General features: G+C 73.9%; 24 protein-coding genes and 1 pseudogene. 13 read left to right on the top strand and 12 right to left on the bottom strand.

Annotated features, from left to right (window positions below; genetic code table 11):
• Nucleotides 1-38 precede the first annotated feature (38 nt).
• The 4 genes from ACIQWX_RS23385 (at nt 39) to ACIQWX_RS23370 (ending at nt 5813) form a co-directional block, all read left to right on the top strand.
• Nucleotides 39-1046 carry a pectinesterase family protein gene (locus ACIQWX_RS23385; protein ID WP_400874626.1) on the top strand — a complete coding sequence of 336 codons (1008 nt, stop codon included), beginning with the start codon at nt 39-41 and terminating at the stop codon, nt 1044-1046.
• Between the two features lie 72 nt (nt 1047-1118).
• Nucleotides 1119-2105 carry an arabinan endo-1,5-alpha-L-arabinosidase gene (locus tag ACIQWX_RS23380; protein ID WP_400874623.1) on the top strand — a complete coding sequence of 329 codons (987 nt, stop codon included), beginning with the start codon at nt 1119-1121 and terminating at the stop codon, nt 2103-2105.
• 14 nt (nt 2106-2119) lie between these two features.
• Entirely contained in the window at nt 2120-2920 is an 801-nt protein-coding gene (locus ACIQWX_RS23375; protein WP_400874620.1) for a family 16 glycosylhydrolase, read from the top strand.
• Between the two features lie 10 nt (nt 2921-2930).
• Nucleotides 2931-5813: a beta-galactosidase gene (locus ACIQWX_RS23370; protein ID WP_400874617.1), complete on the top strand. Its 2883-nt coding sequence runs from the start codon at nt 2931-2933 to the stop codon at nt 5811-5813.
• Between the two features lie 70 nt (nt 5814-5883).
• Here the strand turns inward: ACIQWX_RS23370 and ACIQWX_RS23365 are convergent, their stop codons facing one another.
• Nucleotides 5884-6750 carry a manganese catalase family protein gene (locus tag ACIQWX_RS23365; protein ID WP_400874614.1) on the bottom strand — a complete coding sequence of 289 codons (867 nt, stop codon included), beginning with the start codon at nt 6748-6750 and terminating at the stop codon, nt 5884-5886.
• 182 nt (nt 6751-6932) lie between these two features.
• On the opposite strand from ACIQWX_RS23365, the gene ACIQWX_RS23360 reads away from it, so the two are divergent.
• On the top strand, nt 6933-7289 hold the full coding sequence (locus ACIQWX_RS23360) for an STAS domain-containing protein (RefSeq protein WP_400874611.1): 357 nt from the start codon (nt 6933-6935) through the stop codon (nt 7287-7289).
• An 8-nt stretch (nt 7290-7297) separates the two neighbouring features.
• Here the strand turns inward: ACIQWX_RS23360 and ACIQWX_RS23355 are convergent, their stop codons facing one another.
• Together ACIQWX_RS23355 and ACIQWX_RS23350 are read right to left on the bottom strand one after the other, a co-directional pair.
• Nucleotides 7298-9412, bottom strand: coding sequence for a BTAD domain-containing putative transcriptional regulator (locus ACIQWX_RS23355; protein WP_400874608.1), 2115 nt, complete (start codon nt 9410-9412; stop codon nt 7298-7300).
• A gap of 61 nt (nt 9413-9473) precedes the next feature.
• Nucleotides 9474-9818 carry a cupin domain-containing protein gene (locus ACIQWX_RS23350; protein ID WP_400874605.1) on the bottom strand — a complete coding sequence of 115 codons (345 nt, stop codon included), beginning with the start codon at nt 9816-9818 and terminating at the stop codon, nt 9474-9476.
• Between the two features lie 37 nt (nt 9819-9855).
• On the opposite strand from ACIQWX_RS23350, the gene ACIQWX_RS23345 reads away from it, so the two are divergent.
• Nucleotides 9856-10452, top strand: coding sequence for a TetR/AcrR family transcriptional regulator (locus ACIQWX_RS23345; RefSeq protein WP_400874602.1), 597 nt, complete (start codon nt 9856-9858; stop codon nt 10450-10452).
• Between the two features lie 43 nt (nt 10453-10495).
• Here the strand turns inward: ACIQWX_RS23345 and ACIQWX_RS23340 are convergent, their stop codons facing one another.
• A complete protein-coding gene (locus ACIQWX_RS23340; RefSeq protein ID WP_400874599.1) occupies nt 10496-10903 on the bottom strand; it encodes a hypothetical protein in 408 nt (135 codons plus the stop codon).
• Between the two features lie 59 nt (nt 10904-10962).
• Complete coding sequence (locus tag ACIQWX_RS23335) at nt 10963-11826, bottom strand: universal stress protein (RefSeq protein ID WP_400874596.1); 864 nt, start codon at nt 11824-11826, stop codon at nt 10963-10965.
• Between the two features lie 94 nt (nt 11827-11920).
• Between ACIQWX_RS23335 and ACIQWX_RS23330 the strand changes: the two genes are divergently transcribed.
• A complete protein-coding gene (locus ACIQWX_RS23330) occupies nt 11921-12880 on the top strand; it encodes a TIGR01777 family oxidoreductase (protein ID WP_400874593.1) in 960 nt (319 codons plus the stop codon).
• On the opposite strand, the gene ACIQWX_RS23325 is transcribed toward ACIQWX_RS23330, so the two are convergent.
• On the bottom strand, nt 12873-13892 hold the full coding sequence (locus ACIQWX_RS23325) for a helix-turn-helix domain-containing protein (RefSeq protein WP_400874590.1): 1020 nt from the start codon (nt 13890-13892) through the stop codon (nt 12873-12875). The two genes, ACIQWX_RS23330 and ACIQWX_RS23325, sit on opposite strands and share 8 nt — an antisense overlap.
• Before the next feature lie 104 nt (nt 13893-13996).
• On the opposite strand from ACIQWX_RS23325, the gene ACIQWX_RS23320 reads away from it, so the two are divergent.
• Complete coding sequence (locus tag ACIQWX_RS23320) at nt 13997-14953, top strand: alpha/beta hydrolase (RefSeq protein WP_400874587.1); 957 nt, start codon at nt 13997-13999, stop codon at nt 14951-14953.
• A gap of 37 nt (nt 14954-14990) precedes the next feature.
• A complete protein-coding gene (locus tag ACIQWX_RS23315; protein ID WP_400874584.1) occupies nt 14991-15830 on the top strand; it encodes a DUF1932 domain-containing protein in 840 nt (279 codons plus the stop codon).
• On the opposite strand, the gene ACIQWX_RS23310 is transcribed toward ACIQWX_RS23315, so the two are convergent.
• Nucleotides 15814-16851 (bottom strand): NADPH:quinone reductase, encoded by a 1038-nt coding sequence (locus tag ACIQWX_RS23310; protein WP_400874581.1) that lies wholly within the window; start codon nt 16849-16851, stop codon nt 15814-15816. The two genes, ACIQWX_RS23315 and ACIQWX_RS23310, sit on opposite strands and share 17 nt — an antisense overlap.
• Nucleotides 16852-17275: 424 nt before the next feature.
• Between ACIQWX_RS23310 and ACIQWX_RS23305 the strand changes: the two genes are divergently transcribed.
• Complete coding sequence (locus ACIQWX_RS23305; RefSeq protein WP_400874578.1) at nt 17276-17407, top strand: hypothetical protein; 132 nt, start codon at nt 17276-17278, stop codon at nt 17405-17407.
• Nucleotides 17408-17456: 49 nt separating this feature from the next.
• On the opposite strand, the gene glgC is transcribed toward ACIQWX_RS23305, so the two are convergent.
• The 4 genes from glgC to ACIQWX_RS23285 form a co-directional block, all read right to left on the bottom strand.
• Nucleotides 17457-18674, bottom strand: coding sequence for a glucose-1-phosphate adenylyltransferase (gene glgC, locus ACIQWX_RS23300; RefSeq protein WP_400874575.1), 1218 nt, complete (start codon nt 18672-18674; stop codon nt 17457-17459).
• Nucleotides 18671-19825 (bottom strand): glycogen synthase, encoded by a 1155-nt coding sequence (gene glgA, locus ACIQWX_RS23295; protein ID WP_400874573.1) that lies wholly within the window; start codon nt 19823-19825, stop codon nt 18671-18673. Before glgA ends, glgC begins: the two co-directional genes overlap by 4 nt.
• A 94-nt stretch (nt 19826-19919) precedes the next feature.
• Nucleotides 19920-21437, bottom strand: a complete 1518-nt coding sequence (locus ACIQWX_RS23290; RefSeq protein WP_400874570.1) for a hypothetical protein — start codon at nt 21435-21437, stop codon at nt 19920-19922.
• A 171-nt stretch (nt 21438-21608) separates the two neighbouring features.
• Nucleotides 21609-22946 (bottom strand): choice-of-anchor A family protein, encoded by a 1338-nt coding sequence (locus ACIQWX_RS23285; RefSeq protein WP_400874567.1) that lies wholly within the window; start codon nt 22944-22946, stop codon nt 21609-21611.
• A 232-nt stretch (nt 22947-23178) separates the two neighbouring features.
• On the opposite strand from ACIQWX_RS23285, the gene ACIQWX_RS23280 reads away from it, so the two are divergent.
• The 3 genes and pseudogenes from ACIQWX_RS23280 to ACIQWX_RS23270 all read left to right on the top strand — a co-directional run bounded on the left by ACIQWX_RS23280 (nt 23179) and on the right by ACIQWX_RS23270 (nt 26262).
• Nucleotides 23179-24345 carry a histidine kinase gene (locus tag ACIQWX_RS23280; protein ID WP_400874564.1) on the top strand — a complete coding sequence of 389 codons (1167 nt, stop codon included), beginning with the start codon at nt 23179-23181 and terminating at the stop codon, nt 24343-24345.
• A 435-nt stretch (nt 24346-24780) separates the two neighbouring features.
• Nucleotides 24781-25428, top strand: a pseudogene (locus ACIQWX_RS23275) (response regulator); the annotation flags it as partial.
• A 39-nt stretch (nt 25429-25467) separates the two neighbouring features.
• Nucleotides 25468-26262, top strand: a complete 795-nt coding sequence (locus ACIQWX_RS23270; protein WP_400875868.1) for a BTAD domain-containing putative transcriptional regulator — start codon at nt 25468-25470, stop codon at nt 26260-26262.
• A gap of 4 nt (nt 26263-26266) precedes the next feature.
• Here ACIQWX_RS23270 and ACIQWX_RS23265 read toward each other — a convergent pair whose 3' ends face one another.
• Nucleotides 26267-26647, bottom strand: coding sequence for an STAS domain-containing protein (locus ACIQWX_RS23265; protein ID WP_400874561.1), 381 nt, complete (start codon nt 26645-26647; stop codon nt 26267-26269).
• Nucleotides 26648-26942: the final 295 nt, after the last annotated feature.

Genomic DNA, 26942 nt, shown 5'->3' with positions numbered 1-26942 from the left:
CGCCGTCCGGCACCCCCGGCGTCCCCCGTGGAGGTGCCATGTTCACGACCCTGCTCCTCGCCTCGATCCTGGCCGGCGCGACGCTGGCCGCCCCCGCCGCGGCGAACGTCGTCGTGGCCAAGGACGGCTCCGGGAACTACACCACCGTCCAGGCCGGCATCGACGCCGTCTCCGCCGGCGGCACCGTCTCGGTCAAGCCCGGCACCTACCGCGAGGTGCTCACCGTTCCCGCGGCCAAGACCGGGATCACCTTGCGCGGCACCACCGGCAAGGCCGCCGACGTCGTCGTCGACTACGACAACGCCAGCGGTACGAAGAAACCCGACGGCTCGACCTACGGCACGTCGGGCAGCGCGACCGCGACGATCGCCGCGAACGGCTTCACCGCGACCGCCCTGACCTTCCGCAACTCGTTCGACCGCAAGGCCCACCCGGAGATCACCGCGACCCAGGCCGTCGCCGTCAAGACGACCGGCGACCGGATGGTCTTCGACAACGTCACGTTCCTCGGCCACCAGGACACGCTCTACGCCGACACCGCGGCGACCGGGACGATCGGCCGCCAGTACTACCGGAACTGCGCGATCAGCGGCGACGTCGACTTCCTCTTCGGCCGCGCCACCGCCGTGTTCGACCGGGCGACGATCACCGCGCTCGACCGCGGCTCGAACCCGAACGGCTACCTGACCGCGGCCAGCACCCGCCGGAGCAACCCGTACGGCTTCCTGGTCGTCGGCAGCAAGGTGGTCAGCGCGGCGGCGAACGGGAGCGTCTACCTCGGCCGGCCGTGGCACCCCGGCGGCGACGTCGAAGCCATCGCCCAGGTCGTCATCCGCGAAACGGCCCTGCCGGCGGCGATCAAGACCACGCCGTGGACGGACATGTCCGGGTTTTCGTGGAAGGACGCCCGGTTCTTCGAGTACCGCAACACCGGGCCGGGCGCGGGCACCGGAACCGACCGGCCGCAGCTGACCGCGGCCCAGGCGGCGACGTTCACCGCGCAGCGCTACCTCGCCGGCAGCGACGGGTGGAACCCCGTCCACTGACCCGACGAAAGTACCGGACCATTCCTGTTAGCGTTAACAAACCCAGGATCAGCGCCGAACCGAGGACTCGTCATGAGACTGCGCCGCCTCCCGGCCGTGCTCGCCGTGGCCGCCGCCCTGCTGGGCGTGCCCGCCGCCCAGGCCGCGGACTACCCGAACCCCGGTCACGTCACCGGCGACACCACGGCGGTGCACGACCCGTCGATGATCCGCGCGGCCGACGGCAGCTACCTGCTCTACTCCACCGACCAGTACCTGCAGATCCGGCGCTCGACCGACCGGATCCACTTCACCAGGATCGGGTCCGTCTTCCCGAACGGCGCGCCGTGGACCGCGCCCTTCACCGACCCGGCCAACCCGGGTTACCTGTGGGCGCCGGACATCTCGTTCCACAACGGCAGGTATTACCTGTACTACGCGGCTTCGACGTTCGGCTCGCGCACCTCGGCGATCTTCCTGGCCACCAGCACGACCGGGCTGCCGGGCAGCTGGACGAACCAGGGCATCGTCGTGCAGACGAGCACGTCCAACGACTACAACGCGATCGACCCGAACCTGTTCGTCGACTCGTCCGGCCGGTGGTGGCTGAGCTTCGGTTCGTGGTGGACCGGGATCAAGATGATCCGGCTCGACCCGGCCACCGGCAAGCGCAGCACGTCCGACACCGCACTGCGGAGCATCGCCCAGCGCACCGGGAGCACGACGGCGGCGGAAGCGCCGTACATCGTCCAGCACGGTGGCTACTACTACCTGTTCGTCTCGTGGGACCTGTGCTGCCAGGGCACGAAGAGCACGTACCGGGTGATGGCCGGGCGTTCGACGTCGATCACCGGGCCGTACACCGACCGCAACGGCGTCCGCATGACGGCGGGCGGCGGCACGCAAATCCTGGCGAGCCACGGCGACGTCCACGGCCCGGGCCACGTCGCGGTCCTGCACGACACGGACGCCGACGTGCTGGTCTACCACTATTACTACTCCGACGCGACGCCGCTGACCGGCAAGCTCGGGATCAACCTCATCGGCTACGACAGCGCCGGCTGGCCCTACGTCTACTGATCGGGAGGCCCACCATGCCGCACACCCGCAGGAGCATCCTCGCCGCCGGCGCGGCCGGGCTGGCCGGCGCCGCGCTCGGCGGCCGCGCGGCCGCGGCCACCTGGGAAACCGTGCTGGACGGCAGTTTCGCGAGCTACAGCACGCTGCAGGCCGCGTGGAACTACCGCTACCCGTGGGGTTCGGACCACAACGGCACCGCCCGGATGTACGCGAGCGCGTCCGACCACAGCCAGGTCTCCCTCGAGTCCGGTGGTGTCCTGGTCCTGAAGGCCACGCGCCTGGCGGCGGACGAGGGCACCAGCTCCAGCGACCCGCACCTGCCGATCCACTACCACTCCGGCGCGGTCCACGCGAAGCAGCAGATCACCGTGTCCGACCAGTTCCCGCAGTGGGAGGTCAAGGGCGAGTTCCAGGCCCCGTCGGCCCGCGGCACCTGGCCCGCCTTCTGGCTGACCGGCGCGACTTCCTGGCCGCCGGAGAGCGACATCCTCGAGTTCAAGGGCGACGCGCGGAACTGGTTCAACACCTACAAGAACGCGAGCGGCGCCTGGTCGAACACGATCGTCGGCGTGAGCAACCTCGGCGCGTGGCACGGCTACCGAGCGTGGATCGCGAAGGTCAACGCGTCCGATGTGGACATCCACTACTACCTCGACGGCACGTGGGTCGGCCAGCACCGCGGCGCGAACTTCGTCGGCAAGCCGATGTGGCTGATCGTAAATCTCCAGATGGAGGGCTCGGCCGGCTCGCCGGGACCGACGTCACCCACGTACTACCGCGCCCGCAACGTCTACGTCGGCCGCAGCCGGGCCTGAAAGGTAATCCATGCGCCGCATCTCGGCCTTCGTCCTCGCTTTGCTCGTCACGGCGGGGCTGTGCGCCGCGCCCGCGTCGGCGGTGCCACCGATCAAGCACCAGGTCACCTTCGACAAGTACTCGCTCCTGCTGGACGGCCGCCGCCAGATCGTCTGGTCCGGCGAGTTCCACCCGTTCCGGCTGCCCAGCCCGGACCTCTGGCGTGACGTGCTGCAGAAGATGAAGGCCACCGGCTACACGGCGGTCTCGATCTACTTCGACTGGAACTACCACTCGCCGGCGCCCGGCGTGTACGACTTCGGCGGCGTCCGCGACATGGACCGCGTGCTCGACCTCGCCGCCGAAGCCGGGCTGTACGTCATCGCGCGGCCCGGCCCGTACATCAACGCCGAGGTCACCGGCGGCGGGTTCCCGGCGTGGCTGGGCACCCAGGCCGGACGGGCCCGCAGCGACGCGCCGGACTACCTCGCCGCGGCGGACGAGTGGCTGTCGCGGATCGACCGGATCATCGGGCGCCACCAGTACACCGACGGCCGCGGCTCGGTCATCCTCTACCAGATCGAGAACGAGCTGGCGGCGACCGGCACCACGCAGCGGAACTACACCGCACACCTTTACGACAAGGTGCGAGCGGACGGCATCACCGTCCCGGTCTTCCACAACGACAAGGGCCGCAACGGGATCTGGGTGCCCGAGGACGCCGGCGTGCCCGGAACCGTGCCGGGCAAGGTCGACCTCTACGCCTTCGACGGCTACCCGGGCGGCACCTGCCGCACCGACGCGACGCCGGGCAGCCCGAACGCCGCGCCGGACTGGGGGACCTACGGGCCGGGCGGGGCCAAGGGCGGTGCGAGTGCGTCACCGAACACGCCCGGGTTCGTCGCGGAGTTCGGCGGCGGCTGGTTCGACTACTGGGGCAGCAACGGCACGTACCCGTGCACCGCCGTGCGGCAGGGGCCGGGCTACGAGCGCGTCTTCTACGGCACGAACCTGGCGAACGGCCTGACGCTGCAGAACTTCTACATGACGTTCGGCGGCACGTCGTGGGGCTGGCTGCCCGCCCCGGTCGTGTATTCGTCGTACGACTACGGCGCGGCGATCGACGAGGGCCGTCAGCTGCGGCCGAAGGCGCTGACGATGAAGGAGCTGGGCTACTTCCTCGCCACCGTCCCGGATGTGACCAAGATGGACCGCGCGGATCCGGTGACGCCGTCGTCGGCCGCGGTGAAGGTCTACCACAACGTCAACCCCGACACCGGTGTGCACCTGTACGTGCCGATGCACTCGCCGTCCAGCCTGACGACGGACGACAGCTTCACGTTCCCGCTGTCCACACCGGACGGTTCCTACACGGTTCCGCTCCGGCTGACCGGCCAGGACGCCAAGCAGCTGGTGGCGAATTTCGACGTCGCGGGCCAGCACCTCGTCTACTCGACGTCGGAGCTGATGGCCCAGGCCGCCGGCACCGTGCTGCTGCACGGCCGGCCGGGCGAGGACGGCGAGACGGTGCTGCGGTACGCGTCGCGACCGCGCGTGGACGTCCTCGCCGGGGACGTCACGACGACCTGGTCCGGGAACGACCTGAAGCTCGCCTACCGGCACGACGGGCTCGCGCGGGTCCGGATCAGCGGCGGCGGCCGCCCGGCCGTGACGCTGCTGCTCGCCGACGACGCCACGGCCGACACGTTCTGGCTGGCTTCGGGTCTGCTCGTGCGCGGGCCGGACCTGGTGCGGACCGCCCAGGCCGGAGGCGCGCTGACCGGGGACACGAAGGGCACCCGGGACCTCGAAGTCTGGGGCGTCCGCAGCCTGGTCGTCCGGTGGAACGGCGCGGTGGTGCCGACGCGGCGGACGGCGTCGGGCAGCCTGGTCGCGGTCCGGCCGTTGCCGGGGCCCGCCGACCCGGGGCTGCCCGAGCTGACCGGCTGGCGGTCCGCGCCCGGTTCGCCGGAGTCGGCGCCCGGCTACGACGACTCGGCGTGGGCCGTCGCGGACAAGACGGCGACGAACAGCACGACCCCGCCACCGGCCGGCGAACCGGTCCTGACGGCGGACGACTACGGCTTCGGCACCGGCGACGTCTGGTACCGCGGCCGGTTCACGGGCTCGCCGGGGGAGCAGGTCGCCCTGCGCTACGGCGGGGGCGGCGCCGGGATGCTGCAGGCGTGGCTGGACGGGCAGTACCTCGGCCAGGACGTCCTGCCGTCGGCGCTGGCGTCCCCGCCGACGACCGGCACCGCGACGTTCACGGTGCCCGAAGAACTGCGCGGCGACGGGCCGCACGTGCTGTCGGTGATGGTGCGCAACAACGGCCACAACGAGGACGGCGGCGTCAACGACGCGCACAAGGAGGGCCGCGGGCTGATCTCGTCGTCGCCGACCGGGGTGACGTGGAAGCTCCGGGGCGGGACGGCGGACCCGGTGCGCGGCCCGCTGAACAACGGCGGTCTCGCGGGCGAGCGCGCGGGCTGGACCCTGCCGGGCTTCCCGGACGGCGGCTGGGCCCCGGCGGCGGTGCCCGCGGCGACGGCTCCGGCGGGGACGACGTGGTACCGCACGACCTTCTCGCTGCGGGTGCCCGCCGGGCAGGACACGTCGGTGGGCCTGACGCTCGGCGACCCGGCTCGCCCCCGCTCGGGCGGGCACTACCGGGTGCTGATCTTCCTCAACGGCTGGAACGTCGGCCAGTACGTCGCCGACGTGGGTCCGCAGCACACGTTCGCGCTGCCGACCGGGATCCTCGACCCGCACGGCCGCAACACGCTGGCCCTGGCGGTGACCAGCGACGGCGGCGCGGGCAACGGCTTGGAGCAGGTGGCACTGACGGACCTGGGCTCGGCGCGCGGAGGCGTCCCGGTCCGGCCGGTGTACTCACCGGGTTGGCGGCGATGAGGGCTCGTCGCCGCCCTTTCGGCCGAGGAAGGGCCCGGCGCGTCCCGGGGGACGCGCCGGGACTCCCCGGTCAGGTCAGCTTGTTCTTGACCGCCTTGGCCTTGCCCTTCGCGGTGCCCTTGGCGTCCTGCAGCGGGGCGTAGGTGCCGTAGAGGGCGGGGTCGGGCTTGGGTGCGGTGCCGGGGCCGCCGAGGGGTTCGGGGTCCATCAGGTATTCGATGCCCGCGTCGGTCGTCCAGCTGGTGCCCTTGGCGCCGTCCGGGCCGTCGGAGAGGTGCCAGATCGTGTGGTTGTGGGTCTGGTCCTCTTCGTCGAGGAGGGCGTTGGGGGCGATTTCCTCTTCCAGGCCGTCGGCTTTGAGTTCTTCGATCGCGGCGAGCCACTGCTTCTGGTGGACGGTGTCGCGGGCAAGGTTGAACTTGAGCATGGCTTTGACGCCGGGGTCGTCGGTCATGTTGTAGAGGCGGGCGGTTTGGAGGCGGCCTTGTGCTTCGGCGGCGGCGTTGGCGCGGAAGTCGGCGAGCAGGTTGCCGGAGGCGACGATGTACTTGCCGTTCCAGGGGGTGCCGTTGCTGTCGGCGGGCAGCGCGCCGCCGCCGGCGACGATGGCTTGCTGGGGATCCATTCCGCCGATGACCGCGGCCATGACGGGGTCTTTGACGGCTTCGGCGGTCATGGTGGCGGGGGCGCCTTCGAGCAGGCGCGCGACCATGGTGGCGAGCATTTCGACGTGCCCGATCTCTTCGGTCGCGGTGTCCATGATGAGGTCTTTGTACTTGCCTTCGATGCGGCAGTTCCAGCCTTGGAACAGGTACTGCATGGTGACGGTCATTTCGCCGTAGGCGCCGCCGATGAGTTCCTGCAGCTTGTGGGCGTAGACGGGGTCGGGCTTTTCGGGCTTGGCTTCGAACTGGAGCAGCTTCGTGTGACGGAACACGCGCGGAGGCCTTTCGTCGGCGCCGGTGGTTCCCGGGGCGGAACCGGTGGCCGGAAGCCACCGCATTCCCGAGCGCCCGGGCGATAACCACGAAAACGACGATTTCCCCGAGGTTTGCCGCCACCGGGGGCCGGGTAGGAGTTGATCACCGCTTTCGCGTGCCTTCGGAAGGAGAAGCCCGGATGCCCGACCCGGCCGCCCTGCTGCTGACCGTGACGACCGCGGAACCCCGTCCGGGGACGACGCGCGTCACCGTGACGGGTGATCTGGACCTGGCGACGCGCCCGTTGCTGGACGCGGAACTCGACCGGGTGGTGGCCGCGGCACCCGGACGGCTGGTGCTGGACCTGTTCGGGGTCGGCTTCTGCGGGGTGACGGGCGTGGCGGCACTGGCCCGGCTGCGCAACCACTGCGCGGAGGCGGGGATCGAGCTGGTGGTGAAGCCGTCCCCGGTGGTCCGGCGGGCGCTGGACCTCGCGGCGGTGGGCCCGTTGTTCCGGTTGGAGGGCCGGGAGACGACGACTCTCGCGGCGCGCTGAGAGCGTTTTCACCGGCCGAAGGTCCGAGCCTCCTCGTCGGCGGCCCGCAGTTCCTGTTCCGCCGCCACCGCGTCGCCCGCCCCGCCGCGCCTCGTCAGGGCTTCCGCGTGGCGGCGCCGGGAGAACACGACCGCCGGCCAGTGCGCCAGCGCCAGGTTGTGCTGGACCGCCGCGCGCAGGTGGGCGACCGCGCGGTCCGCGTCGCCCGTCGTCAGGGCGGACGTGCCCAGCGGGTAGTGGATCGACCCGAAGCACGCGATCGCCAGGCTCGCCATCGCGGGCAGGTGGCCGAACGGGCGCAGCAGCTCCGACACCCGCGTCGCCGTCTCCGTGTCCGCCAGCAGGTAAGCGGTTTCCGACGCGCCGCACAGGGAAATGAGCCAGGTGCTCGATCGCGGCAGCACCCCCAGGTCGCCGCCGCACAGACGGGCCAGCGCGCCCGCGGCGGTCCGGCGGTCGCCCGCCGAGGCCGCCGCCACCGCCAGGGCCGCGTAGTACGAATTGTCGATCGGGCTGAGCGTGGGGGAGTGCATCAGCCCGTCCAGCACGGGCACCAGCTCGCCGAGCCGGCCCTGGAACCACCGGATCGCCACCAGCTGCGCGCCGTACCAGCCGAGCGCGTCCAGGTCGCCCGCCGCCTGGCCCACCTCCGCGCACGCCTGCGCGCGCTCCTCGGCCTCGCGGAACCGTCCGGCCCGGATGGCGAGCATGACCTTCAGCGCGTCCGCGACGAACCCCGCGGCGAGGTGCTTGCGCGCCGCCAGGAGGTCGTCGAGCTCGCCGAGGCGCCGCTGGGCGTGCGGGTCGCCGGCCAGGAAGAGGTCGACGGTGTCCCACAGCACGCCCATCACGAGGTCGGTGCGCCGCCCGGACCGGCCGCTCACCCCGACGAGCTCGGTGGCCAGCGCGTGCCGCCGGGCCGGGTGGTCGGGGCCGAGCAGGCAGTGGTGGGCCAGGCTCAGCGCCTCGGCGTGCGCGACCGCGTCACCGGAGTGCCGCGTTTCCTCGACGGCGGCCAGGATCCGGTCGTGCGTGGCGTTCTGGTAGTCCTCCTCGCCGGCGAGCCGCGTCCGCAGCCGGCGAGCGAGCACCGACGCCGGGTCGACCTGCTCCAGTGCGTGCCGCAGCCGCGTGAGCAGCAGCTCCGACGCGGCGGCCGTCCGGTGCTCGTGCACCCACACCCCGCCGAGGCCGAGCGCCGCGCGGGCGAGCGCGTCGGCGTCCCCGGCCTGCTCGGCACGGCGGTAGGCGGTTTCGAAGTGCTCGCGGCCGGTGCGCAGGTCGCCGTCCTCCAGCAGGGCGTGCTCCCCGGCGGCCAGCGCGTCGTCCGGGGCGGTCGCGACGATCCCGGCCCGCACGGCGAGCAGGCCCGGGTCGTGGGCGAGGACCTGCCGGTGCACCTGCGCCAGCACCGGCGACGGCTCCACCCCGGACGCGGTGATCAGCCCATGCCGGGCCCGGCGGAAGGCCTCCAGGGCGTCACCCTGGCGCCCGGCGCGGTAGAGCGCGGTCATCAGCTGCGCCCACAGCCGTTCGTGGCCGGGGAAGGCGGCGGTCAGCGCCTCCAGCTCGGCGACCAGCCCGGTGTCCTCGCCGGTGGCGAGGTCGGCGTCGATCCGGTCCTGGACGGCGTTGTGGCGCAACCGGTCCAGCCGCATCCCTTCGGCCTTCAGGGTTTCGACGCCGTCGAACTCCTCGTAGGCGTTTCCCCGCCACAGCGCCAGAGCGGCGGCCAGGTGCTCCCGCGCGACGCCGGGTGTGCCGTCCGCGAGCGCACGCCGTCCTTCCGCGGCGAGCTGCTCGAACCGCGCCGCGTCGAGCGCTTCCGGCGCGACGTGCAGCACGTAGCCCGGCGGGCGGGTCAGGATCAGGCGCGGGTCCACGGAGCCGCGCAGCCGCGAGAGGTAGGTCCGGACGGTGCGGTCGGCGTGCTCGGGCGGCCGTTCGCCCCACAGCGCGCGGCCGAGCGCGGGGACGCTCACGACGCGGCCTGCCTCCGCCGTCAGCACGGCCAGCAGCGCCCGCAACCGCGGCCCGCCGACGTCCCGCGGGGCGCCGCCGATGCGGACCTCGAACGGTCCCAGCACTGCGAGGTCCACCCCGCCGGTGGTGTTCGCGCCCATCCCAGCCCCTCCGCGCTCAGGTCTACAGGAGCGTGGCGGGACGCGCGAGATACGTCGCGGCTCAGGACTCGCCGGGGCCCAGCGCGGCACCCGGAACGTTCGCGCGCCCGGGTTCCTTGAGCTCGACGAAAAAGGCGTGGGTCGGCGTGTCGCCGACGTTTTCCCCGGCGTGCTCCTGCGCCGCCACCCAGCGCGCTTCGCCGGCGGACAGGTCGACGCGCACCTCGCGGCCGCCCGCGGAGATGCGGCGGCTGAACGAGCTGAGCGTCACCATCACGGTGTCGGGGTGCCAGTGCGGCGCGGTCCGGTCGCCGGGCCGGTCCCGGTATTCGAGGACCCGCACCCGGTCGTTCTCGAGGACGACGCGGTAGAGCTCGGGGTTCGTTTCGGCCGGATCGGCGGTCATGGCGCCCTCCTTCGTGGGACTTGAGTACCATGATGGCATGGAAGTGCCATATGAGTCCACGGGTCGGCGGCGGCAGAAGGGCCGGACCCGGGCGGCGCTGGTTTCCGCCGCCCACGAGCTGCTGGCGCGCGGAGCGGCCCCGACGGTGGAAGACGCCGCGGCGGCGGCCGGGATTTCGCGCACGACGGCGTACCGGTACTTCCCCAACCAGCGCGCGTTGCTGCTGGCGGCGTACCCGCAGATCGACGACGGCGCGGGCCTGCTCCCACCCGGCGCGTCCGACGACCCGGCCGAGCGCTTGGACCTGGTGCTGCGCGAGTTCATCGGGTTCACGGTCCGCTGGGAGCCGCAGCTGCGCACCCAGCTGCGGCTTTCGCTGGAGCCGGGGGCCGAGCAGCCGGTGCTGCGCGGCGGCCGGGCGATCCGGTGGATCGAGGAGGCGCTGGCCCCGCTGGCCGGGACGCACCCGGAGGTCGACGTGCACGGCCTCGCGATCGCGATCCGCTCGGCGACGGGGATCGAGTCGCTGGTGTGGTTGACGGACATCGGTGGGCTGGATCGCGAGCGTGCGGCGGAGGTGCTGGCCGCCTCGGCGCGGGCGATCTTCCGGGCCGCGGTCGAGCCGGCGGAGTGAGACGGAAGCCGCACCGGCAACCGGTGCGGCTCCCGTCGCCGTCCTACGTGATCGGCACCGTCGCCGTGCAGGACGTGGTCCCGTTGTCGAACTTCGTGGACGCCGTGCCCCTCGCCGTCGCCGGGATCGCGAGCCCCGCCGGCAAGCTCTGCGTACCGTTCGTGGCCGGCCCGACCCGGGTGTAGACCGCGTGCGTGCCGAGCCCGTCGATGTACGAGATCCGCAGCGTCTGGGTGCCCGAGTCCCCGATGTACGGCCCCGACGTCGTGATCGAGCCGATCGGGTGGTGGTAGCCGCCGGAGGTCTCGTAGCGCAGCGTGAACGTCCCGGCGAACTCGCCCGTGCGGCAGGTGCTCGTGACCTGCTTGATCGTCGCCGCCTGGGCCTGGGCCGGGGCCGCCAGTGCCGTGGCCAGCATCGCGACGAGCCCGGCTCGCACCACTGTCTTCATCTGGTTCTCCCTCTCGTTCCGCGCCATCCTGTCGCGCCCGGCTTCCGTCGCGCTTCCGCTCAACGGGCGGTGCGGACGAGCAGGACCGGGCACGCCGCGTGGTGCAGCAGCGCCTGGCCGGTCGAACCGAGCAGCAGCCCGGGGAAGCCGCCGCGGCCGCGGTCGCCGACGACCACCAGCTGCGCGCCGCCGCTGCGTTCGACCAGCTCGCGCCGCGGGTGGGCGTGCACGACGACCTGCTCGACGGCGACGTCGCCGGTGTCGTGGTCGTGGAGCCGTTCGCCGAGCAGCCGCCGCCCGGCGTCGTCGACGCACCGCGGGTCCGGCCGCGGCGGCGGGCTGTCCGCCCAGGCGTGCAGGACGACCAGGGGAGCGCTGCGGATGCGGGCTTCGGCGACGGCGGCCGCGAGCACCCGCGCGCCGGCTTCGCTGCCGTCGATCCCGGTCACGACGGGCCGGCCGCCCGCGCCGGGTTCGTCCCAGCTGTCCCCGCGGACGACGACGGTGTCGCACCGGGCGTGCGTCCCGAGCGCGGCCGCGACCGAGCCCGCGAGCAGGCCGGCGAGCCTGCCGTGCCCGGCCGAGCCGACGACGAGCAGCGACGCGGCGCGCGACGCTTCGATCAGCGTCTGCGCGGCGCGGTCGGGGTCGAGCCGGGTGGCGGCGCCCGGAACCCCTTGCGCGGCAGCGAGTTCCCGCGCGGTCCGCAGCGCCCGCCGCCCCCGGGCGCGCAGCGCGTCGATCATCTCTTCGGGCGGCGGCACGACCCCGCCCGCGAGCAGCGCGGGAACGTCGAGGGCGTGCACGATCTCCAGGGGCGCGTCCCGCAGGCAGGCGGTCCGCGCGGCCCACCGGACGGCGTCCAGGGACTCGGCCGACCCGTCCACCCCGGTGACGATCGGCGGCGCGGCTGCAGCGGTCATCCGCCGACTGTAGGCCGGGGGAGGGCCTGGCGGGCCCCGCGGAACGCGGCCACCGATATTTGAACGCGTTCAAAACGTTCGCTACGCTGGTCTCATGAAGGTCGTGATCCCCGGCGGCACCGGGCACCTGGGCCGCGTGCTGAGCCGCGCGTTCGCCAGCCGTGGCGACGAGGTCGTCGTCCTCACTCGCCGGGACGCCCCGCCGGAACCGGGGGTCCGCCACGTCCGCTGGGACGCGCGCGCCGCGGGTCCGTGGGCCGCCGAGGTCGACGGCAGCGACGTCGTGCTCAACCTGGCCGGCCGGTCGGTGCACTGCCGCTACACCCGGGCGAACCTGCGGCAGATGTGGACTTCGCGGATCGACTCGGCGCGGGTCGTCGGCGGCGCGATCGAACGCGCCGCGCGGCCGCCGCGGGTCTGGCTGCAGATGAGCACGGCGACGATCTACGCCCACCGCTTCGACGCCCCGAACGACGAGACCACTGGCGTCCTCGGCGGCGGCGAGCCGGGCGTGCCCGGCTACTGGGCCTACAGCGTCGACCTCGCCCGGGCGTGGGAGCACGAGCAGGAGGTGGCGGACACCCCGCGCACGCGCAAGGTCGCGCTGCGGACGGCGATGGTGATGAGCCCCGAGCCCGGCGGCGCGTTCGCGATGCTGCTGCGGCTCACCCGCCTCGGCCTCGGCGGCCCGGTCGCGGGCGGCGCGCAGTACCTGTCGTGGATCCACGAAGACGACCTCGTCCGGGCGATCGACTTCCTCATCGCGCGCGACGACCTGAGCGGGCCCCTGAACCTGGCGGCCCCGGAACCGTTGCCGTACAAGGACTTCATGAGCGCCCTGCGCGCGGCGGCGGGTGTCCCGTTCGGGCTTCCGGCGACGAAATGGCTGGCGGAGCTCGGCGCGTTCGCGCTCCGATCGGACACGGAACTGCTGCTCAAGAGCCGTCGCGTGGTGCCGGGACGGTTGCTCGACGCGGGGTTCGCCTTCGACCACCCCGAGTGGCCGGCCGCCGCGGAGGATCTGGTTCACCGTCCACAACGGACGTTCAGCTGACGTCGCTGTTGTCCCGCAACCTTCTGAGCATCAGCGCGAGGTGCAGCCGGAACCGGCCGGCGGGGGAGTCGACCTCGAACCCGAGGACGGCTTCGGCGCGGGCCAGCCGGGCCGGCATCGTGCTGTGGTGGCGGTGCAGCACCGCCGCGGCCTTGCGGGCCGATCCGGTCGCGCACAACGCGTCGAGCGCCGACAGCGTGTCCGCGCCGTGCGGTTCGGCCGCGAGCCGGTCGAGCGCGCGGACGTCCGGCAGGTCGGCGAGGTCCGCGCCGCCGAGCCGCGAACCGAGCGCGCCGAGGCTGCCCAGCCGGTCCCACCACACCACCGGCTCGGTGTCCGAAGTGAACCGCAGCGCCGTCCGGGCGGCCGCCCACGACCGCGCCGCGTCGAGGGCGGGCAGCTCCGGGCCGACCCCCGCGCGGCCGCCGTCGGGGAACTCGGGCACCGCCTCGGCGAGGACCGCGCGCACGCCGCCCAGCTGGGCCGACCGCCCGGCGAGCCCGTCGACGCCGGTGCCCGCCAGCACGCGCAGCCGGGCCGACGGCGCGATCCCGAGCAGGTGCAGGGCCCGCGACCGCTCGGCCGTGCCCGCCTCGCCGGAGAGCACCAGCTCGACGAGCGCCGGGTCGCCGAGCTCGGGCCGCGGCACGCCGTTCTGCTCCAGGACGACCGCGGTGGCGATCGCGAACCGTTCGAGCAGCATGTCGTCGAGCGGGACGGGCGCGCCGTCGCGGGCCACCCACACCTCGACGCCGCCCTCGAGCCGGCGGACGGCCGACCCCGCCGGTGCCGTGCCGGGCGTCGCGACGGCCTCGCCCGGGGCCGCCCGCAGCGACATCCCCTGGCCCGGCGCGTGCACGCCGACCGGGCAGCCGGCGAGGTCGGCCGTGCTGCGCACGAGCGCGTCCAGGCCGGCGCGGCCGGTGATCAGGCGGTCGAAGAACCCGATCACCCGCACGGCGTTCTCGGCGTCGGCGTCGAGCCCGGACAGCCGCAGCAGCAGCCCCTTCATGCCGCCACGATAGGCGCGCCCGCCGCCGGATGGCGAGGTCCGCGGCCGCAACGCCCGCCGCGTGGCGGTGGCCGGGACCGCGCCCGGCGGCCGAAGATCGACCCATGACCTACGCGATCGATCCCGAGCTCCTGCCCTGGCTGGACATGCTGCCGGGCGTGACCCTCACCGACTACGACGCCCTGCTCGCGGCCCGCTCCTCGATGGGGGAGCTGGGCGACGTCCTGCCGGCCTACGAGCCGGTGAACCCCGTCGACGTGCGCGACACCGCGGTGCCCGGGCCGTCGGACGCGCCGGACGTCCCGGTCCGCGTCTACTCCCCGGCCAACCGGACGGGCGCGGTGCCCGGCCTGCTGTACATCCACGGCGGCGGGTTCGTCCTCGGCGACCTGGACATGTTCCACGCGGCACTGCTCCGGCTGGTCGACGAGCTCGGCGTCGTGATCGTGTCGGTCGACTACCGGCTGGCCCCCGAGCACCCGTTCCCGGCGCCGGTCGAGGACTGCTACGCGGCCCTGCAGTGGGTCGAGGCCAAGGCGGCGGAGCTGGGCATCGACCCGGCCCGGCTCGGCGTCGCGGGCGAAAGCGCGGGCGGCGGCCTGTCGGCGGCGGTGGCGTTGCTGGCGCGCGACCGCGGCGGCCCCGCGCTGTGCTTCCAGTACCTCGGCATCCCGGAGCTGGACGACCGCCTCGACACGCCGTCGATGACGGCCTACACCGACACGCCACTGTGGAACCGGCCGAACGCGGTGTACAGCTGGACCAGCTACCTCGGCGCGGAACCGGGCGGCGACGACGTTTCGCCGTACGCGGCCCCGGCCCGCGCCGCGGACCTGGCCGGCCTGCCGCCCGCGTTCGTCACGACGTGCCAGTTCGACCCGTTGCGGGACGAGGGGATCCAGTACGCGCAACGCCTCGCGCACGCCGGTGTGGCGACCGAGCTGCGGCACTACCCGGGCACGTTCCACGGCTCGAGCATGGTGGAAACGGCGGCGATCTCGCGGCGCATGTTCGCCGACGAGGTCGACGCTCTGCGCCGCGGCCTGCGCGTGACCGGCTGACCGCGCGATCATGGGGGCTCCCGTGGAAGGAGCCGCCGTGACGTCGGTCGGACTGCTGCACCCCGGCGCGATGGGCGCCGCCGTCGGAGCCGTGCTCACCCGCGCCGGGACCCCGGTTTCCTGGGTTTCGGCCGGGCGAGGCGCCGCGACGCGCCGTCGTGCCGAAGAAGCCGGGCTGACCGCCGTGCCGGACGCCGCCGCGCTGGCCGGGTGCGACGTCATCGTGAGCGTCTGCCCGCCCGCCAACGCGCTCGACGTCGCCCGGGAGGTGGCCGCCACCGGGTTCGGCGGCGTCTACCTCGACGCGAACGCCATCAGCCCCCGGCACGCCGAGGAGGTCGAAGCGCTTTTCGGCGGGACGGCGACTGTCGCCGACGGCGGCATCGTCGGCCCGCCACCGCGGTCGGCCGGGACCACCCGGCTCTACCTGTCGGGGCCCGAACCCGCCGTCACGCGGGTGGCGAGTCTCTTCGAAGGCACGCACCTGCGGCCGGTCGTCCTCGCCGGGCCGGTCGGCCGCGCGTCGGCGCTCAAGCTCGCCTTCGCCGCCTACAACAAGCTCACCTTCGCGCTCGCCGCTCAGTCGTACGCACTGGCCGAACACCACGGCGTCGGCGGCGAGCTGCGGGAGCTCGCCGCCGACGTGCTGCCGGCGACCCCGCTGGGCGCGCCCGACGGGATCGCCTCCGCCGGGCGGCGAGCGTGGCGGTGGGAGGGCGAGATGACCGAAATCGCGGAAGCCTGCGCCGAAGCGGGACTGTCACCGGCGTTGCTCGACGCCGTGCGCGAGCTGTTCGGGCGCTGGCGCGAGCACCGCGACGACGACGGCGTCACGCTCCCGCAGCTGCTTCAGGCGCTGGTCACCCCGCCGGGGTGACGTCGATCAGCACCTTCCCGGTCGCGCCCTCCTCGGACGCGATGTGCGCTTTCGCGGTGTCTTCCAGGGGGAAGCGGTGGACTGGCACGCCGCGGTCCTCGCCGAGCCGCAGGGCGCCGTCGGCGAACGCCGCCGTGACGTCTTCGGCGCCGGCGCGCAGCTTGTCCGCGCCGACCGTGTACAGCACGAGGAACTGGTAGCGCGTGTTGAGCCACAGGTTCGCGCCGAAGTCGAGGGTGACGGTTCCGGTGCCGCGGTCGTCGCCGTAGACCGCGACCGTGCCGCGCGGGCGCAGGACCTCGGTGTGCAGCTTCGCGTTGACCCCGGCCGCGACCTCGACGACGAGGTCGACGCCGTCCGGCGCGACCTCGCGGATCCGGGTGGCCAGCTCGGGATCGGGGTAGCGCAGCACGTGCTGGGCCCCGGCCGCGCGGGCGAGGGCGGCTTTCTCGTCGCTGCTGACCGTGGCGATCACCGTGGCGCCGGCCCAGCGGCCCAGCTGGATGGTCGCGTTGCCGACCGCGCCCGCGCCGCCGCTGACCAGGACCGTCCGGCCGTCGAGGGCGCCGGGCGCGAGCCGGGTGGGCCCGTCCTCGGCGACCGTCAGTGCCCGGTGCGCGGTCAGGCCGGGGACGCCGAACCCGGCGCCTTCGTCGAACCCGGCGGTGTCGGGCAGCGGGACCACCTGGGCGGCGGGCAGGACGGTGTACTCCTGCGCGGTGCCGGCCTCGGGTCCGTGGGTACCGGCGAGGACCAGCCACACGCGGTCGCCGGGGGCGAAGCCGGTGACGTCCGGGCCCACCGCGTCGACGACGCCCGCGCCGTCCTGGTTGGGCACCGTGTCCGGCGTTTCGGTCCCGGCCTCGGTGCCGCGGCCGGCCCGGGCCTTCCAGTCGGTGGGGTTGACCGCGGAGACGACGATCCGGACGCGGACCTCACCGGGGCAGGGGTCCGCGACGACCCGCTCCGACACCGACAGCACCTCGGGTCCGCCGTGGCGGCGGTAGACGACTGCTTTCATGTCCGGTGCAATCCCGGGGTACCCCGGCTTATTCCCGGTGCGGGAAATGGGAATACGGGCCCCCGGCGAAATCGGCCGAAAACAAGCGCCACGCGGGTGATCCCCCGGCCGGGCGATTTTCGGTGCTGCCCGAGCGAAACCGGCCGCCGTCGCAGAAACTGGGCCCGTGGGAGAGGAAAAGCGCGGTCCGGGGGACGAGCAGCCGAAGCGCGACGAAGGGGAACCGACACCGATCTTCGACGCGGTGTTCAGCGCCACGCGTGCGCGGTCCACTCCGGACAATCCGCCGGGGGAACCGGAGAAAACGGGGCGCTGAAACACCGGGGCTGCCTCGGGACGGACCAACCTGAGGCAGATTGTTCGACGTCCGCAGTGAACATGTAGCATGTCGCCTGCACGTGCATCGGCGGTCGAGGAGCGGAACGTGGCCAGCGTGGTGAACAACATGATCGCCGCCGAGCACGCGGCGGGTGCCACGATCTCGGAGCTCGCCGAGCGCTGGGGCATCGACCCGCGCCAGGTTCTCGAGCGGCTGGCGGCGACCGCCGGGTCCTGACGCCGGCCGCACCGCCGCCGCGGGCGGTCCCCGCGGCGGCCCGCCGACCTCAGATCGCGCGTTCTCCCTTGCCCAGCACCACGATCCCGCCTTCGCTCACGTGGTAGTGCCCGCGGTCGCGGGCCAGGTCGACACCGATGTGCGCCCCCGGCGGCACCACGACGTTCTTGTCCAGGATCGCCCGCCGCACCACCGCGCCGCGGCCGACCCGCGCCCCGTCCAGCAGCACCGACCCCTGCACGACCGCGCCGTGCTCGACCAGCACGTCCGGCGACAGCACCGAGTCGACCACCTGCGCGCCCGAGATGATGCAGCCGTTGCTGACGATCGACTGGTTCGCCGAGCCGCCCTCGACGAACTTCGCCGCCGCCCGCTGGCCCGGGTGGGCCAGGATCGGCCACTTCCGGTTGTACAGGTTGAAGATCGGGTGCGTCGAGATCAGGTCCGTGTGGGCTTCGTAGTAGCTGTCGATCGTCCCGACGTCGCGCCAGTACCCGTGGTCGCGTTCGGTCTCGCCGGGCACGACGTTGCCGTTGAAGTCGTACACCGCCGCTTCGCCCGACTTCACCAGCGCGGGGATGATGTCGCGGCCCATGTCGTGGTGCGACGCCGCGTTCTCGGCGTCCGCGTGCAGCGCCTCGAGCATCACCTTCGTCGTGAAGATGTAGTTGCCCATCGACACGTACGACTCCTCGGGGGAGTCCGGCAGGCCCGGCGGGTCGTCGGGCTTCTCCATGAACGCGTCGATCATCAGCCCGTCGGTGGTCCGGATGACGCCGAACGCGCTCGCCTCCGCCCGCGGCACCCGGATCCCGGCCACCGTCACGCCGGCGCCCGAGGAGATGTGGGACTCCAGCATCTGCCGGGGGTCCATGCGGTAGATGTTGTCCGCGCCGAACACCGCGATGTACTCGGGGTCCTCGTCGTAGACCAGGTTGAGGCTCTGGTGGATGGCGTCGGCGCTGCCCTGGTACCAGCGCGGGCCCAGCCGCTGCTGCGCCGGCACCGGCGTGACGTACTCGCCGGTCAATGACGACAGCCGCCACGTCGTCGAGATGTGCCGGTCCAGCGAGTGCGACTTGTACTGCGTCAGCACGCACAGCCGCCGGAACCCGCCGTGCACCATGTTCGACAGCACGAAGTCGACCAGGCGGTGCACGCCGCCGAAGGGCACCGCCGGTTTCGCGCGGTCGGCGGTCAGCGGCATCAGCCGTTTGCCCTCGCCGCCCGCGAGCACGATGCCCAGCACGTCGGCTCCAGTGTTCACGACGACCTCCCGCACGCTTCGTAGAGGGCGACCGTCCGCTCGGCGATCGCCTTCCAGCCGAACTCGCCGACCGCGCGCTCGCGGCCGGCGTTGCCCATGTCGGCGGCCCGGTCCGGGGAGCCGACCACCTCGTTGAGCGCGGCGGCCAGGCCCGCCTCGAACCCTTGCGCGTCCTGTTCGTCGTAGTGCACGAGCAGCCCGGTGCGGCCGTCGTCGACGACCTCCGGGATGCCCCCGACGTCGCTGGCGACCACCGGCGTGCCGCAGGCCATCGCCTCCAGGTTCACGATGCCGAGCGGCTCGTAGACCGACGGGCACGCGAACACCGCGGCGTGGGTCAGCAGCTGCACGACCTCGTTCCGGGGCAGCATCTCCGGGATCCACCGGACACCGGTGCGCGTCTTCTCCAGGTCGGCGACCAGCCCGCGGAACTCGGCGTCGAGCTCCGGGGTGTCCGCGCCGCCCGCGCACAGCACCAGCTGGACGCCGGGGTCGAGCGACGCGCCCGCGCGCACCAGGTGCGGGACGCCCTTCTGGCGGGTGATCCGGCCGACGAACAGCACGTACGGCCGGTCCGGGTCGATGCCGTGCTTCGCCAGCACTTCGGTGCCGGGGTCGGGGCGGTACAGCGCGGTGTCGATGCCGTTGTGGATCACGTGGACCCGCTCGGGCGGCACCGCCGGGTACGCGGCGAGGACGTCGCGGCGCATGCCGCCGCTGACCGCGACGATCGCGTCCGCGGCTTCGTACGCCTCGCGCTCGATCCACGACGAGACGCGGTAGCCGCCGCCGAGCTGCTCGGCCTTCCACGGCCGCAGCGGTTCCAGGGAGTGCGCGGTGACGACGTGCGGGATCCCGTGCGTCATCTTCGCCAGGTGCCCGGCCAGGTTCGCGTACCACGTGTGGCTGTGAGCGAGGTCGTGGCCTTCGAGGGCGTTCGCCATGGACACGGCGATGTCCATGGTCGTGAACGCGGGCTGGCGGTAGCCGTGGGGGTCCGTGTGCCCGGTGGCGTCGGGGCGGTCCGCGCCCCAGCAGTGCACGTCGAGGTCGACCAGCGGCCGCAACTCCCGGGCGAGGAACTCCACGTGCACTCCGGCGCCGCCGTAGACCTCCGGCGGGTATTCCCGGGTGAGCAGGCCGACCTTCATGACCGAAACCCTATGGCAGCCACGGCCCGTGGCGCAGTCTGGCGTCCAGGGGAATTCGCCGAGTTTTCGGTCACTGCTCAGATGAGCGCGAAGATCAGGGCTCGCGGGTCAGCGTGAAGTGGCCGACGCCCTTGGCCGCGGACCGGACCTGCCAGCTGTCCGGTCCGGTCGCCGGGCCCGTCGCGTAGACGAGCCGGTAGTCCGGCTTGCGCGGCGCGACCGAGGTGTCCAGCCAGTGGTAGTTGACCCGCAGCGCCAGGCTCATCAGCGGGTTCGCCTTCGCGATCCGCTGCTCGACGAGCGAGACCGCCTGGCCGCGGTCGGAGAACTCGTCGAGGATCGCGCACTCGCAGAAGTAGGCGAGGGTGCCGATTTCGCCGGGACTGGCGACGGTGGCCCCGGCGAGCCGGGTGCCGAGGCCGGTGCCCACGCGCGCGTAGTCCGGGGCGCTCGCCCAGTTCCCGAAGATCACCGGCGACTTCCACGGGATGCCCTGCGCGGCGTCGACCGCGGCCCCGGCCAGCACCAGGACGCCGACGAGCCCGAGCGCGAGCGCCGGGGGAGCGCCGCGCAGCGCCGGGCGTTGCCCGGCCTGCCCGAGCCAGGCGCTGAACGCGGCGACCGCGAAAGCGCTCACCGCCGTGATCGGGGCGACGTAGTACCAGTGAAACGGCCCGACCCCGAGGAACGAATACGCGACGTAGTAGAGGATCCCGCCGCCGGCCAGCGCGGCGACCGGGCCCAGCGCGGGGAACTCGGGCCACCGGACCCCGAACCGCGCGGCCGCCCAGCCCGCCAGCGCGACCACGCCGAGCAGCGCCGGGACGAACGACACGAGCACGGTGACCGGCCAGCCGACGTAGTACATGACCGGCCCGGTGCTGTAGGTCCACGGCGCGAACAGCCCGGCCTGCAGCTGCTTGATCACCAGCGTGTCCGGCACGAACGAGCCGAAGACGACCCAGCTCACGGCGAACCACGGCGCGGCTGTCAGCACGGCCACCCCGGCGACGGGCAGTAGGCGCCGCCGGATCGCGGGCGCGCTCACCGCGATCACGACGACGAACAGCACCAGGTCCAGGCGCGTCAGGACGGTGAGCCCGGCGGTGAAGCCGAACAGCAGCGGCCGTCCTTCGACCGCGAAGACCGTGAGCACCAGCAGCACGGCCGGGATCAACAGGACTTCCAGGCCGATCGCGGACAGCACGAACGGGTTGAGCAGCACCAGCGCGACCCCGAGGACGCCGGCGGCGGCCGGCAGCGCGAGCGCGCGGCCGAGGCGCAGCCACGCCCAGCCGAGCGCGGCACCGCAGAGCACGGTGAGGACCCCGAGCGCGACCACCGGGTGCGGGCCGCCCGCCACCCGCGTCACCAGGGTCAGCGCGGCGAGGAGCAGGACGTTCAGCGGCGACGTCGCGGAGTTCGCGGGCGAACCGGGGATGAGGCCCCATTCGCCGTGCACGGCGAGGTTGCGGGCGTAGGCGAGGGTGATGTAGCCGTCGTCGGTGAGGCTGCCGCGCACCACGAGGAAGACGGCGGCGCCCAGCACCGCCCCGAAGACGGGCAGCCACCGGCGCGCGGTCGTGGTCTTCGCGTCCGTTTCCGCCAGCACCTGCCCACCTCGCGGAACCACCGCCCGCTGTCCGACTGCCATGGCCCGGCACCGCAACGACGGCGCATTACCGGGGTGCTACACCCGGATCACGTCCGCCGGACCCGCCGGGGTTCACCCGATGGTGTCATGGCGCGGCGCGGCCCGCAGCGTGGTCCACAGTGGACGAGGTCAGCGCGTCCGGCGGCGGATCGTGACCAGGACCAGCGCGGTGCCGCCGGTCAGGAGCAGGGCGCCGAGGCCGAGGAGCGGGCCGGCGTCGGTGCCCGTTCGCGGCAGGCCGCCGGTGCCGCCCGGGGTGGTCGACGTGGCGGCGACCACGCTCGTCGCCGTGGACGGCGCGGTCGTGGTGGTGGCCGGGGCCGTGCTCGTGGGGCTGGTGGTGGCCGGGCCCGTGCCGGTGGTCGGAGTCGTGCCGGTCGGGCTGGTGACGGTGGTGGTCGTGGTCGGTGTGGTCGGGTCCGGCTCGCCGTGGCACGGCGGCAGGTCGCCGACGAACGGGTACGCGTGGAACTCCTGCCCGCTGCCCGGCCCGGCGCTCGAGCCGTGGACGAGGTCGCCCGCCGCGAAGAAGCGGCCGTTCGTGCCCAGGAGCGTCACGGTCGTCGTCCCGGCCGGGTTGCCCGCGAGCACGCTGCCCTGGAACACGCCGCTGCCGGTGAGGGCGGCCGTGCTCGCGTCCGGGAAGTTCCACAGCAGGCGGGGCCGCAGCCGGTTGAGCGGGTCGTTGTCGTCGAGGGTGCCGCTGTAGGTGTTGATCGTCCGGACGCGGCCGGTGAGGTTGACCAGGACCGTCGCGCCGTCGGGGATGCCGGCGAAGGCGATACCCTGCGTGCCGCCGCTCGGCCCGGCGATGTCCTGGTCGATGGTGAAGACCTGCAGCTTCGCCTTGCCGTCGCCGGTGAAGAGCGTCTGGTACCCCTGGTTCCGCGCGGTCCCGGTGGTCGCGGCCCGCGCGTAGCACTCGCTCGCGGTCTTGAGCCGTCCCCGCAGGCCGGCGTACGGCTGCATCGCGTCCGGGTCGTGGACGAGCTTGCCGATGACCGTGCCGGTGACCTTCCCGGCGTGGCGGACGACGCCGCCCGCCGAGTCCCCGACGGCGTCGAGCCGCTGCCCATCGGCGACCGCGACGTCCTTGCCGACGGTCAGGTAGTCGGCCCCGTCCGGCGGCGGCACCCGCGACCCGACCCCGGCGACGCCGACGTTGTAGATCGACGACCCGGAGGTCTTGTCGAGCGTGAAGCTCCCGCCGACGACCGCGCGGCCCTCCGCTTCGGCCGCGCTGCCGGTCACGCGCATGTCGCCGCCGACGAAGAGGTTGATCCCGTCGTCGCGGCCGGCGAACGGCCCGTTGCCGACGGGCGGGTGGGTGCCGGGGCACGTCCCGGGCACGCACGGGCCGAGGCCGCCGGGCAGCGGGTCGGCGAGCGCGGTCCGGCCGAGCGGCACCGACAGCGCCACGAGCCCGCAGGCCGCCAGCACCGCCAGGGCGGCGTGGGTCACGCGCACGGGACCTCCCCTGTCCACTGTGGACTCTCCGTGGCGGACGATAGCGGCTGGTCAGCGCAGTCGCCCGGCGATGCACCCGATCGGGCAGGGCGACGGGACCGGGGGAAGTTGAGCCGACCATTGTCAAGTTCGGGCCACAGTGGACGGACCTGCGCCGATGAAATCCGGATGAACCACAACCTCCTCCCGGGGCGGGATGCGCCCGTCCCGCGCGGTTCCTAGGCTGTCCGTCGTGGGGGCGAGGGTGGTGAGCGGGATCCGGGCCCGCCTGGAGGCGAGCCTCGGCCGCGCCGGGATCGGGCTGCCGTGGTGGGTCCCCGTGGGTGTCACCGCCTTCGGGGTGGTGCTGGCGGTGGCGGCGGTGGCGCAGCGAGGGGCGCTGGTGCCGCCGGCACCGATCGCCCTCGCCGGGCTGCTCGCCATCGTGACGGCGCTGGCCTGGGCGGTCACCGGCGTCATCGTCCCGCCGTGGCTCAAGGCGCTCACGGTGCTCGCGGCCGTCGCCATCCTGCTGGCGCGGCCCGCCGTCCCGGACTTCGCGCCGGTCGTGCTCGTGGTGCTGGCCGCGGAGACCGCCGCCATCGCGCGTCCCGTCATCGCCTACGGCGTCGCCGCCGCGAGCGTCGCCACCCTGGGTGTGGCCGCCGCGCGGGTCGGGCTGGTCGGGTTCCCCGTCTACGTCGCCGCCGTCCTGCTCGGCACGGCGGGCGGGTTCATGATGCGCTGGTACGTGCGCGCGCTCGACGCCGAACGCGCCGCCCGGGACGCCGTCCGCGACCAGGCCGTCCTCGCCGAACGGCAGCGCATCGCCCGCGAGGTGCACGACGTCGTCGCCCACTCGCTGAGCATCACGCTGCTGCACCTGACCGGCACCCGCCACGCCCTGCAGCAGGACCGCGACGTCGAGGAGGCCCTGGAAGGCCTCGCCGAAGCCGAACGCGTCGGGCGCACGGCGATGGCCGACATCCGCCGGACGGTCGGGCTGCTGGCCGAGGCGCCCGCGGGGACCCGCCCGCTGCCGGGCGCCCGCGACATCCCGGCGCTGGTCGAGCGCACCCGCGCGGCCGGGCTGCCGGTGCACTACGAGCAGGAGGGCGACTTGGCCGCCGTGCCGGACCTGGCCGGGCTGGGGCTCTACCGCATCGCGCAGGAGTCGCTGGCCAACATCGCCAAGCACGGAGCCGGCGCACCGGCCCGCATGCGGCTCGACATCGGCGCGGCCGAGGCCCGGCTGGTCATCCGCAACCGGCTGCCGGCCGAGCGGACGTCCGGCACCGGGGGCTCGGGGTTGAAGGGGATGGTGGCGCGGGCGGGGCAGCTGGGCGCCGAGTTGACGGCGGGTCCGGAGGGGCCGGACTGGGTGGTCACGGTCGGCGTGCCCATGGGTGAGACCTCGTGACGGCGGGCGAGGTCCGCAACCGGCTGCCAGGCGGCGGGTCCGGTCTGAGGGGGATGGCCGCGCGGGCGGGGTGGTCGGGTGCCGCGTTGATGGCGGGCGAGGTCCGTGACCGGCTGCCCGCCGATGGACCGTCCGGCATGGCCGCGTCGGCGGGGCAGTTGGGCGTCGGGTTGATGGCGGGCGAGGTCCGTGACCGGCTGCCCGCCGATGGACCGTCCGGCATGGCCGCGTCGGCGGGGCAGTTGGGCGTCGGGTTGATGGCGGGCGAGGTCCGTGACCGGCTGCCCGCCGATGGACCGTCCGGCATGGCCGCGTCGGCGGGGCAGTTGGGCGTCGGGTTGACGGCGGGCGAGGTCCGCGACCGGCTGCCCGTGCCGGACCGTCCGGCACGGCCGCGCGGGCCAGGCAGCTCGGCGTGGCCGCGGGCGGGACCCCGTGACCGCCAGCGAAGTCCGCGTCCTGCTCGTCGACGACCAGGAGCTCGTCCGGTCCGGGCTGCGGCGGATCCTGCGCCGGCGGGACGGGTTCGTCATCGCCGGCGAGTGCGGCGACGGTGCCGAGGTCCCCGCCGCCCTCGCCGCCCTCGACGTCGACGTCGTCGTGATGGACCTGCGGATGAAGCACGTCGACGGCATCGAGGCGACGCGGCGGATCGGGGGACGGCCGCCGGTGCTGGCGCTGACCACCTTCGACGACGACGAGCTGCTCGCCGGCGCGCTGCGGGCCGGTGCGGTCGGCTACATCCTCAAGGACTCGCCCGCCGAGGACCTCATCCGGGCCGTCCGGGCGGTCGCCGCGGGCGATGCCTGGCTCGACTCCTCGGTGACCGCGCGGGTGCTCACGACCTACCGGCGCGCTCCCGCCGACGAGCCCACCGGCCCGCCGCCGGGGCTGCTGACCCCCCGCGAGCTGGACGTGCTGCGGGCGGCCGGGCGCGGGCTGTCCAACGCCGAGATCGCCGTCGCGCTCGTCGTCTCCGAGCTGACCGTGAAGAGCCACCTGGGCCGGATCTTCACCAAGCTGGGCCTGCGCGACCGCGCCGCGGCCGTCGTGTACGCCTTCGACCACGGCATCGTCAGCCCGCGCGGGTCCACTGTGGACGTCGCGCCGCTGCGACCGGCGATGGCGGTGCCCGATCCCGCGCCGGGGCTGCGGTTCTCGGTGCTGGGACCGTTGCGCGCCTGGCGCGGCGGCACCCCGCTCGACCTCGGGCCGGTGCGCCAGCAGGCCCTGCTGGCGGCGCTGGTGCTGCGCCCCGGCACGACGGTCAGCCCGGCCGAGCTGCTCGACGGCGTCTGGGGGCTGGAGCCGCCGGGCACCGGGGGCCGCGTGCTGCCGGTGTACGTCCACCGGCTGCGCAAGTGCCTGCGCGCGCCCGGCGAGCGGACGCCGGACTCGGTGATCGGCCGCACGCGCGGCGGCTACCGGTTCGCCGCCGACGGCGTCCGGATCGACACCGCGCGGCTGGCCGAACTGGCCGCGGACGCCACCGCCGCCGAAGAGGCGGACGAGCCCGCCGCCGCCGTCGAATCGTGGTCCGCCGCGCTCGGGCTGTTCCACGGCGAGCCGCTTTCCGGGCTGCCCGGACCGTTCGCCGAAGGGCAGCGGCTGCGGCTGACCGAGCGCCGCGCCGCGATGCTGACCCGCAAGGCGCGGCTGCAGCTGGGGCTGGGCCGGTACGCCGAAACCGCCGACGAGCTGTCCGCGGTGCTGGCCGGGGAACCGCTGCGCGAGCCGGTGGCGGCGCTGCTGATGCGGGCGCTGCAGGCGACCGGCCGGCGCGCCGAGGCGATCGCCGTGCACGGCCGGATCCGCGACCGGCTGGCCGCGGACCTGGGCGTCGAACCGGGGGAGGAGCTGCGGCGCGCGCACCGGGCGGTGCTGGACGACGTGCTCCACCCGGACTTCCCCGGGTGAGGGGTCAGGAGACGTGCGCGGCCGGCGTCGCGGCCAGCGCCGTGCGGGCCTCGGCGAGCCCGGGGTGCAGCGGCAGCACGCGGTCGAGGCCGAGGATGGCGAGCGGCCGGGCGACGGCGATCGCGGCCGCGGCGATGGCGAACGGGATCTCCCGCGCCAGCGCTTCGCGGTAGGCCTCGACGAGGACGCTGAAGACCGTCGAGTCGCAGAACGTCGTTTCGGTGAGGTCGGCGACGACCCCGTCGGCGCCGCCGGCGAACGGGTGCAGCAGGACGTCTCTCAGCTTCGACGTCTGGGCCAGGTCGAGGTCGCCGGCGCAGCGGACGGTGACGACGCCGGCCTCGGTCGTCGTCGCGAAGCGGGGCGAGGTGCGGTTCTCGGTCATGGAGTCCCTCCTGTGGTGCCGAAGTACCCAGCGCCGTCCGAGATCACGCGCCCGGGTGGGTGGATCGCTGCGGCATCCGAGGGATAACGATGCACGAACGTTGCGATCAGCGGTAACTTGGGTGGCGGAACCGTGCGGGCCGTGGCGGGTTGCCACACCCCGCGGCCGTCCGGATCCGGCTGACGCGGGCCGGATCCCGGCGCCGGGCGGCGCCGAGAGGGGACGCGGCAGGTCGACGCCCCGCCGCCGCGTCCCCCGCGCGCGCTTCCGGCGTTCCGCTCCCGCGCCGGGTCTG

This window comes from Amycolatopsis sp. NPDC098790 (assembly GCF_044759945.1).
In the GTDB taxonomy this organism is placed as follows: domain Bacteria; phylum Actinomycetota; class Actinomycetes; order Mycobacteriales; family Pseudonocardiaceae; genus Amycolatopsis.
Note: the sequence above shows the minus strand (reverse complement) of the source record. Positions and strands in the feature narration are given on the sequence as shown.

Coding starts and splice junctions, on each gene's coding strand:
- ACIQWX_RS23385 (WP_400874626.1), top strand. CDS start 39: ATGTTCACGACCCTGCTCCTCGCCTCGATCCTGGCCGGCGCGACGCTG.
- ACIQWX_RS23380 (WP_400874623.1), top strand. CDS start 1,119: ATGAGACTGCGCCGCCTCCCGGCCGTGCTCGCCGTGGCCGCCGCCCTG.
- ACIQWX_RS23375 (WP_400874620.1), top strand. CDS start 2,120: ATGCCGCACACCCGCAGGAGCATCCTCGCCGCCGGCGCGGCCGGGCTG.
- ACIQWX_RS23370 (WP_400874617.1), top strand. CDS start 2,931: ATGCGCCGCATCTCGGCCTTCGTCCTCGCTTTGCTCGTCACGGCGGGG.
- ACIQWX_RS23360 (WP_400874611.1), top strand. CDS start 6,933: ATGCCCGACCCGGCCGCCCTGCTGCTGACCGTGACGACCGCGGAACCC.
- ACIQWX_RS23355 (WP_400874608.1), bottom strand. CDS start 9,412: ATGGGCGCGAACACCACCGGCGGGGTGGACCTCGCAGTGCTGGGACCG.
- ACIQWX_RS23350 (WP_400874605.1), bottom strand. CDS start 9,818: ATGACCGCCGATCCGGCCGAAACGAACCCCGAGCTCTACCGCGTCGTC.
- ACIQWX_RS23345 (WP_400874602.1), top strand. CDS start 9,856: ATGGAAGTGCCATATGAGTCCACGGGTCGGCGGCGGCAGAAGGGCCGG.
- ACIQWX_RS23340 (WP_400874599.1), bottom strand. CDS start 10,903: ATGAAGACAGTGGTGCGAGCCGGGCTCGTCGCGATGCTGGCCACGGCA.
- ACIQWX_RS23335 (WP_400874596.1), bottom strand. CDS start 11,826: ATGACCGCTGCAGCCGCGCCGCCGATCGTCACCGGGGTGGACGGGTCG.
- ACIQWX_RS23330 (WP_400874593.1), top strand. CDS start 11,921: ATGAAGGTCGTGATCCCCGGCGGCACCGGGCACCTGGGCCGCGTGCTG.
- ACIQWX_RS23325 (WP_400874590.1), bottom strand. CDS start 13,892: ATGAAGGGGCTGCTGCTGCGGCTGTCCGGGCTCGACGCCGACGCCGAG.
- ACIQWX_RS23320 (WP_400874587.1), top strand. CDS start 13,997: ATGACCTACGCGATCGATCCCGAGCTCCTGCCCTGGCTGGACATGCTG.
- ACIQWX_RS23310 (WP_400874581.1), bottom strand. CDS start 16,851: ATGAAAGCAGTCGTCTACCGCCGCCACGGCGGACCCGAGGTGCTGTCG.
- glgA (WP_400874573.1), bottom strand. CDS start 19,825: ATGAAGGTCGGCCTGCTCACCCGGGAATACCCGCCGGAGGTCTACGGC.
- ACIQWX_RS23270 (WP_400875868.1), top strand. CDS start 25,468: ATGGCGGTGCCCGATCCCGCGCCGGGGCTGCGGTTCTCGGTGCTGGGA.
- ACIQWX_RS23265 (WP_400874561.1), bottom strand. CDS start 26,647: ATGACCGAGAACCGCACCTCGCCCCGCTTCGCGACGACGACCGAGGCC.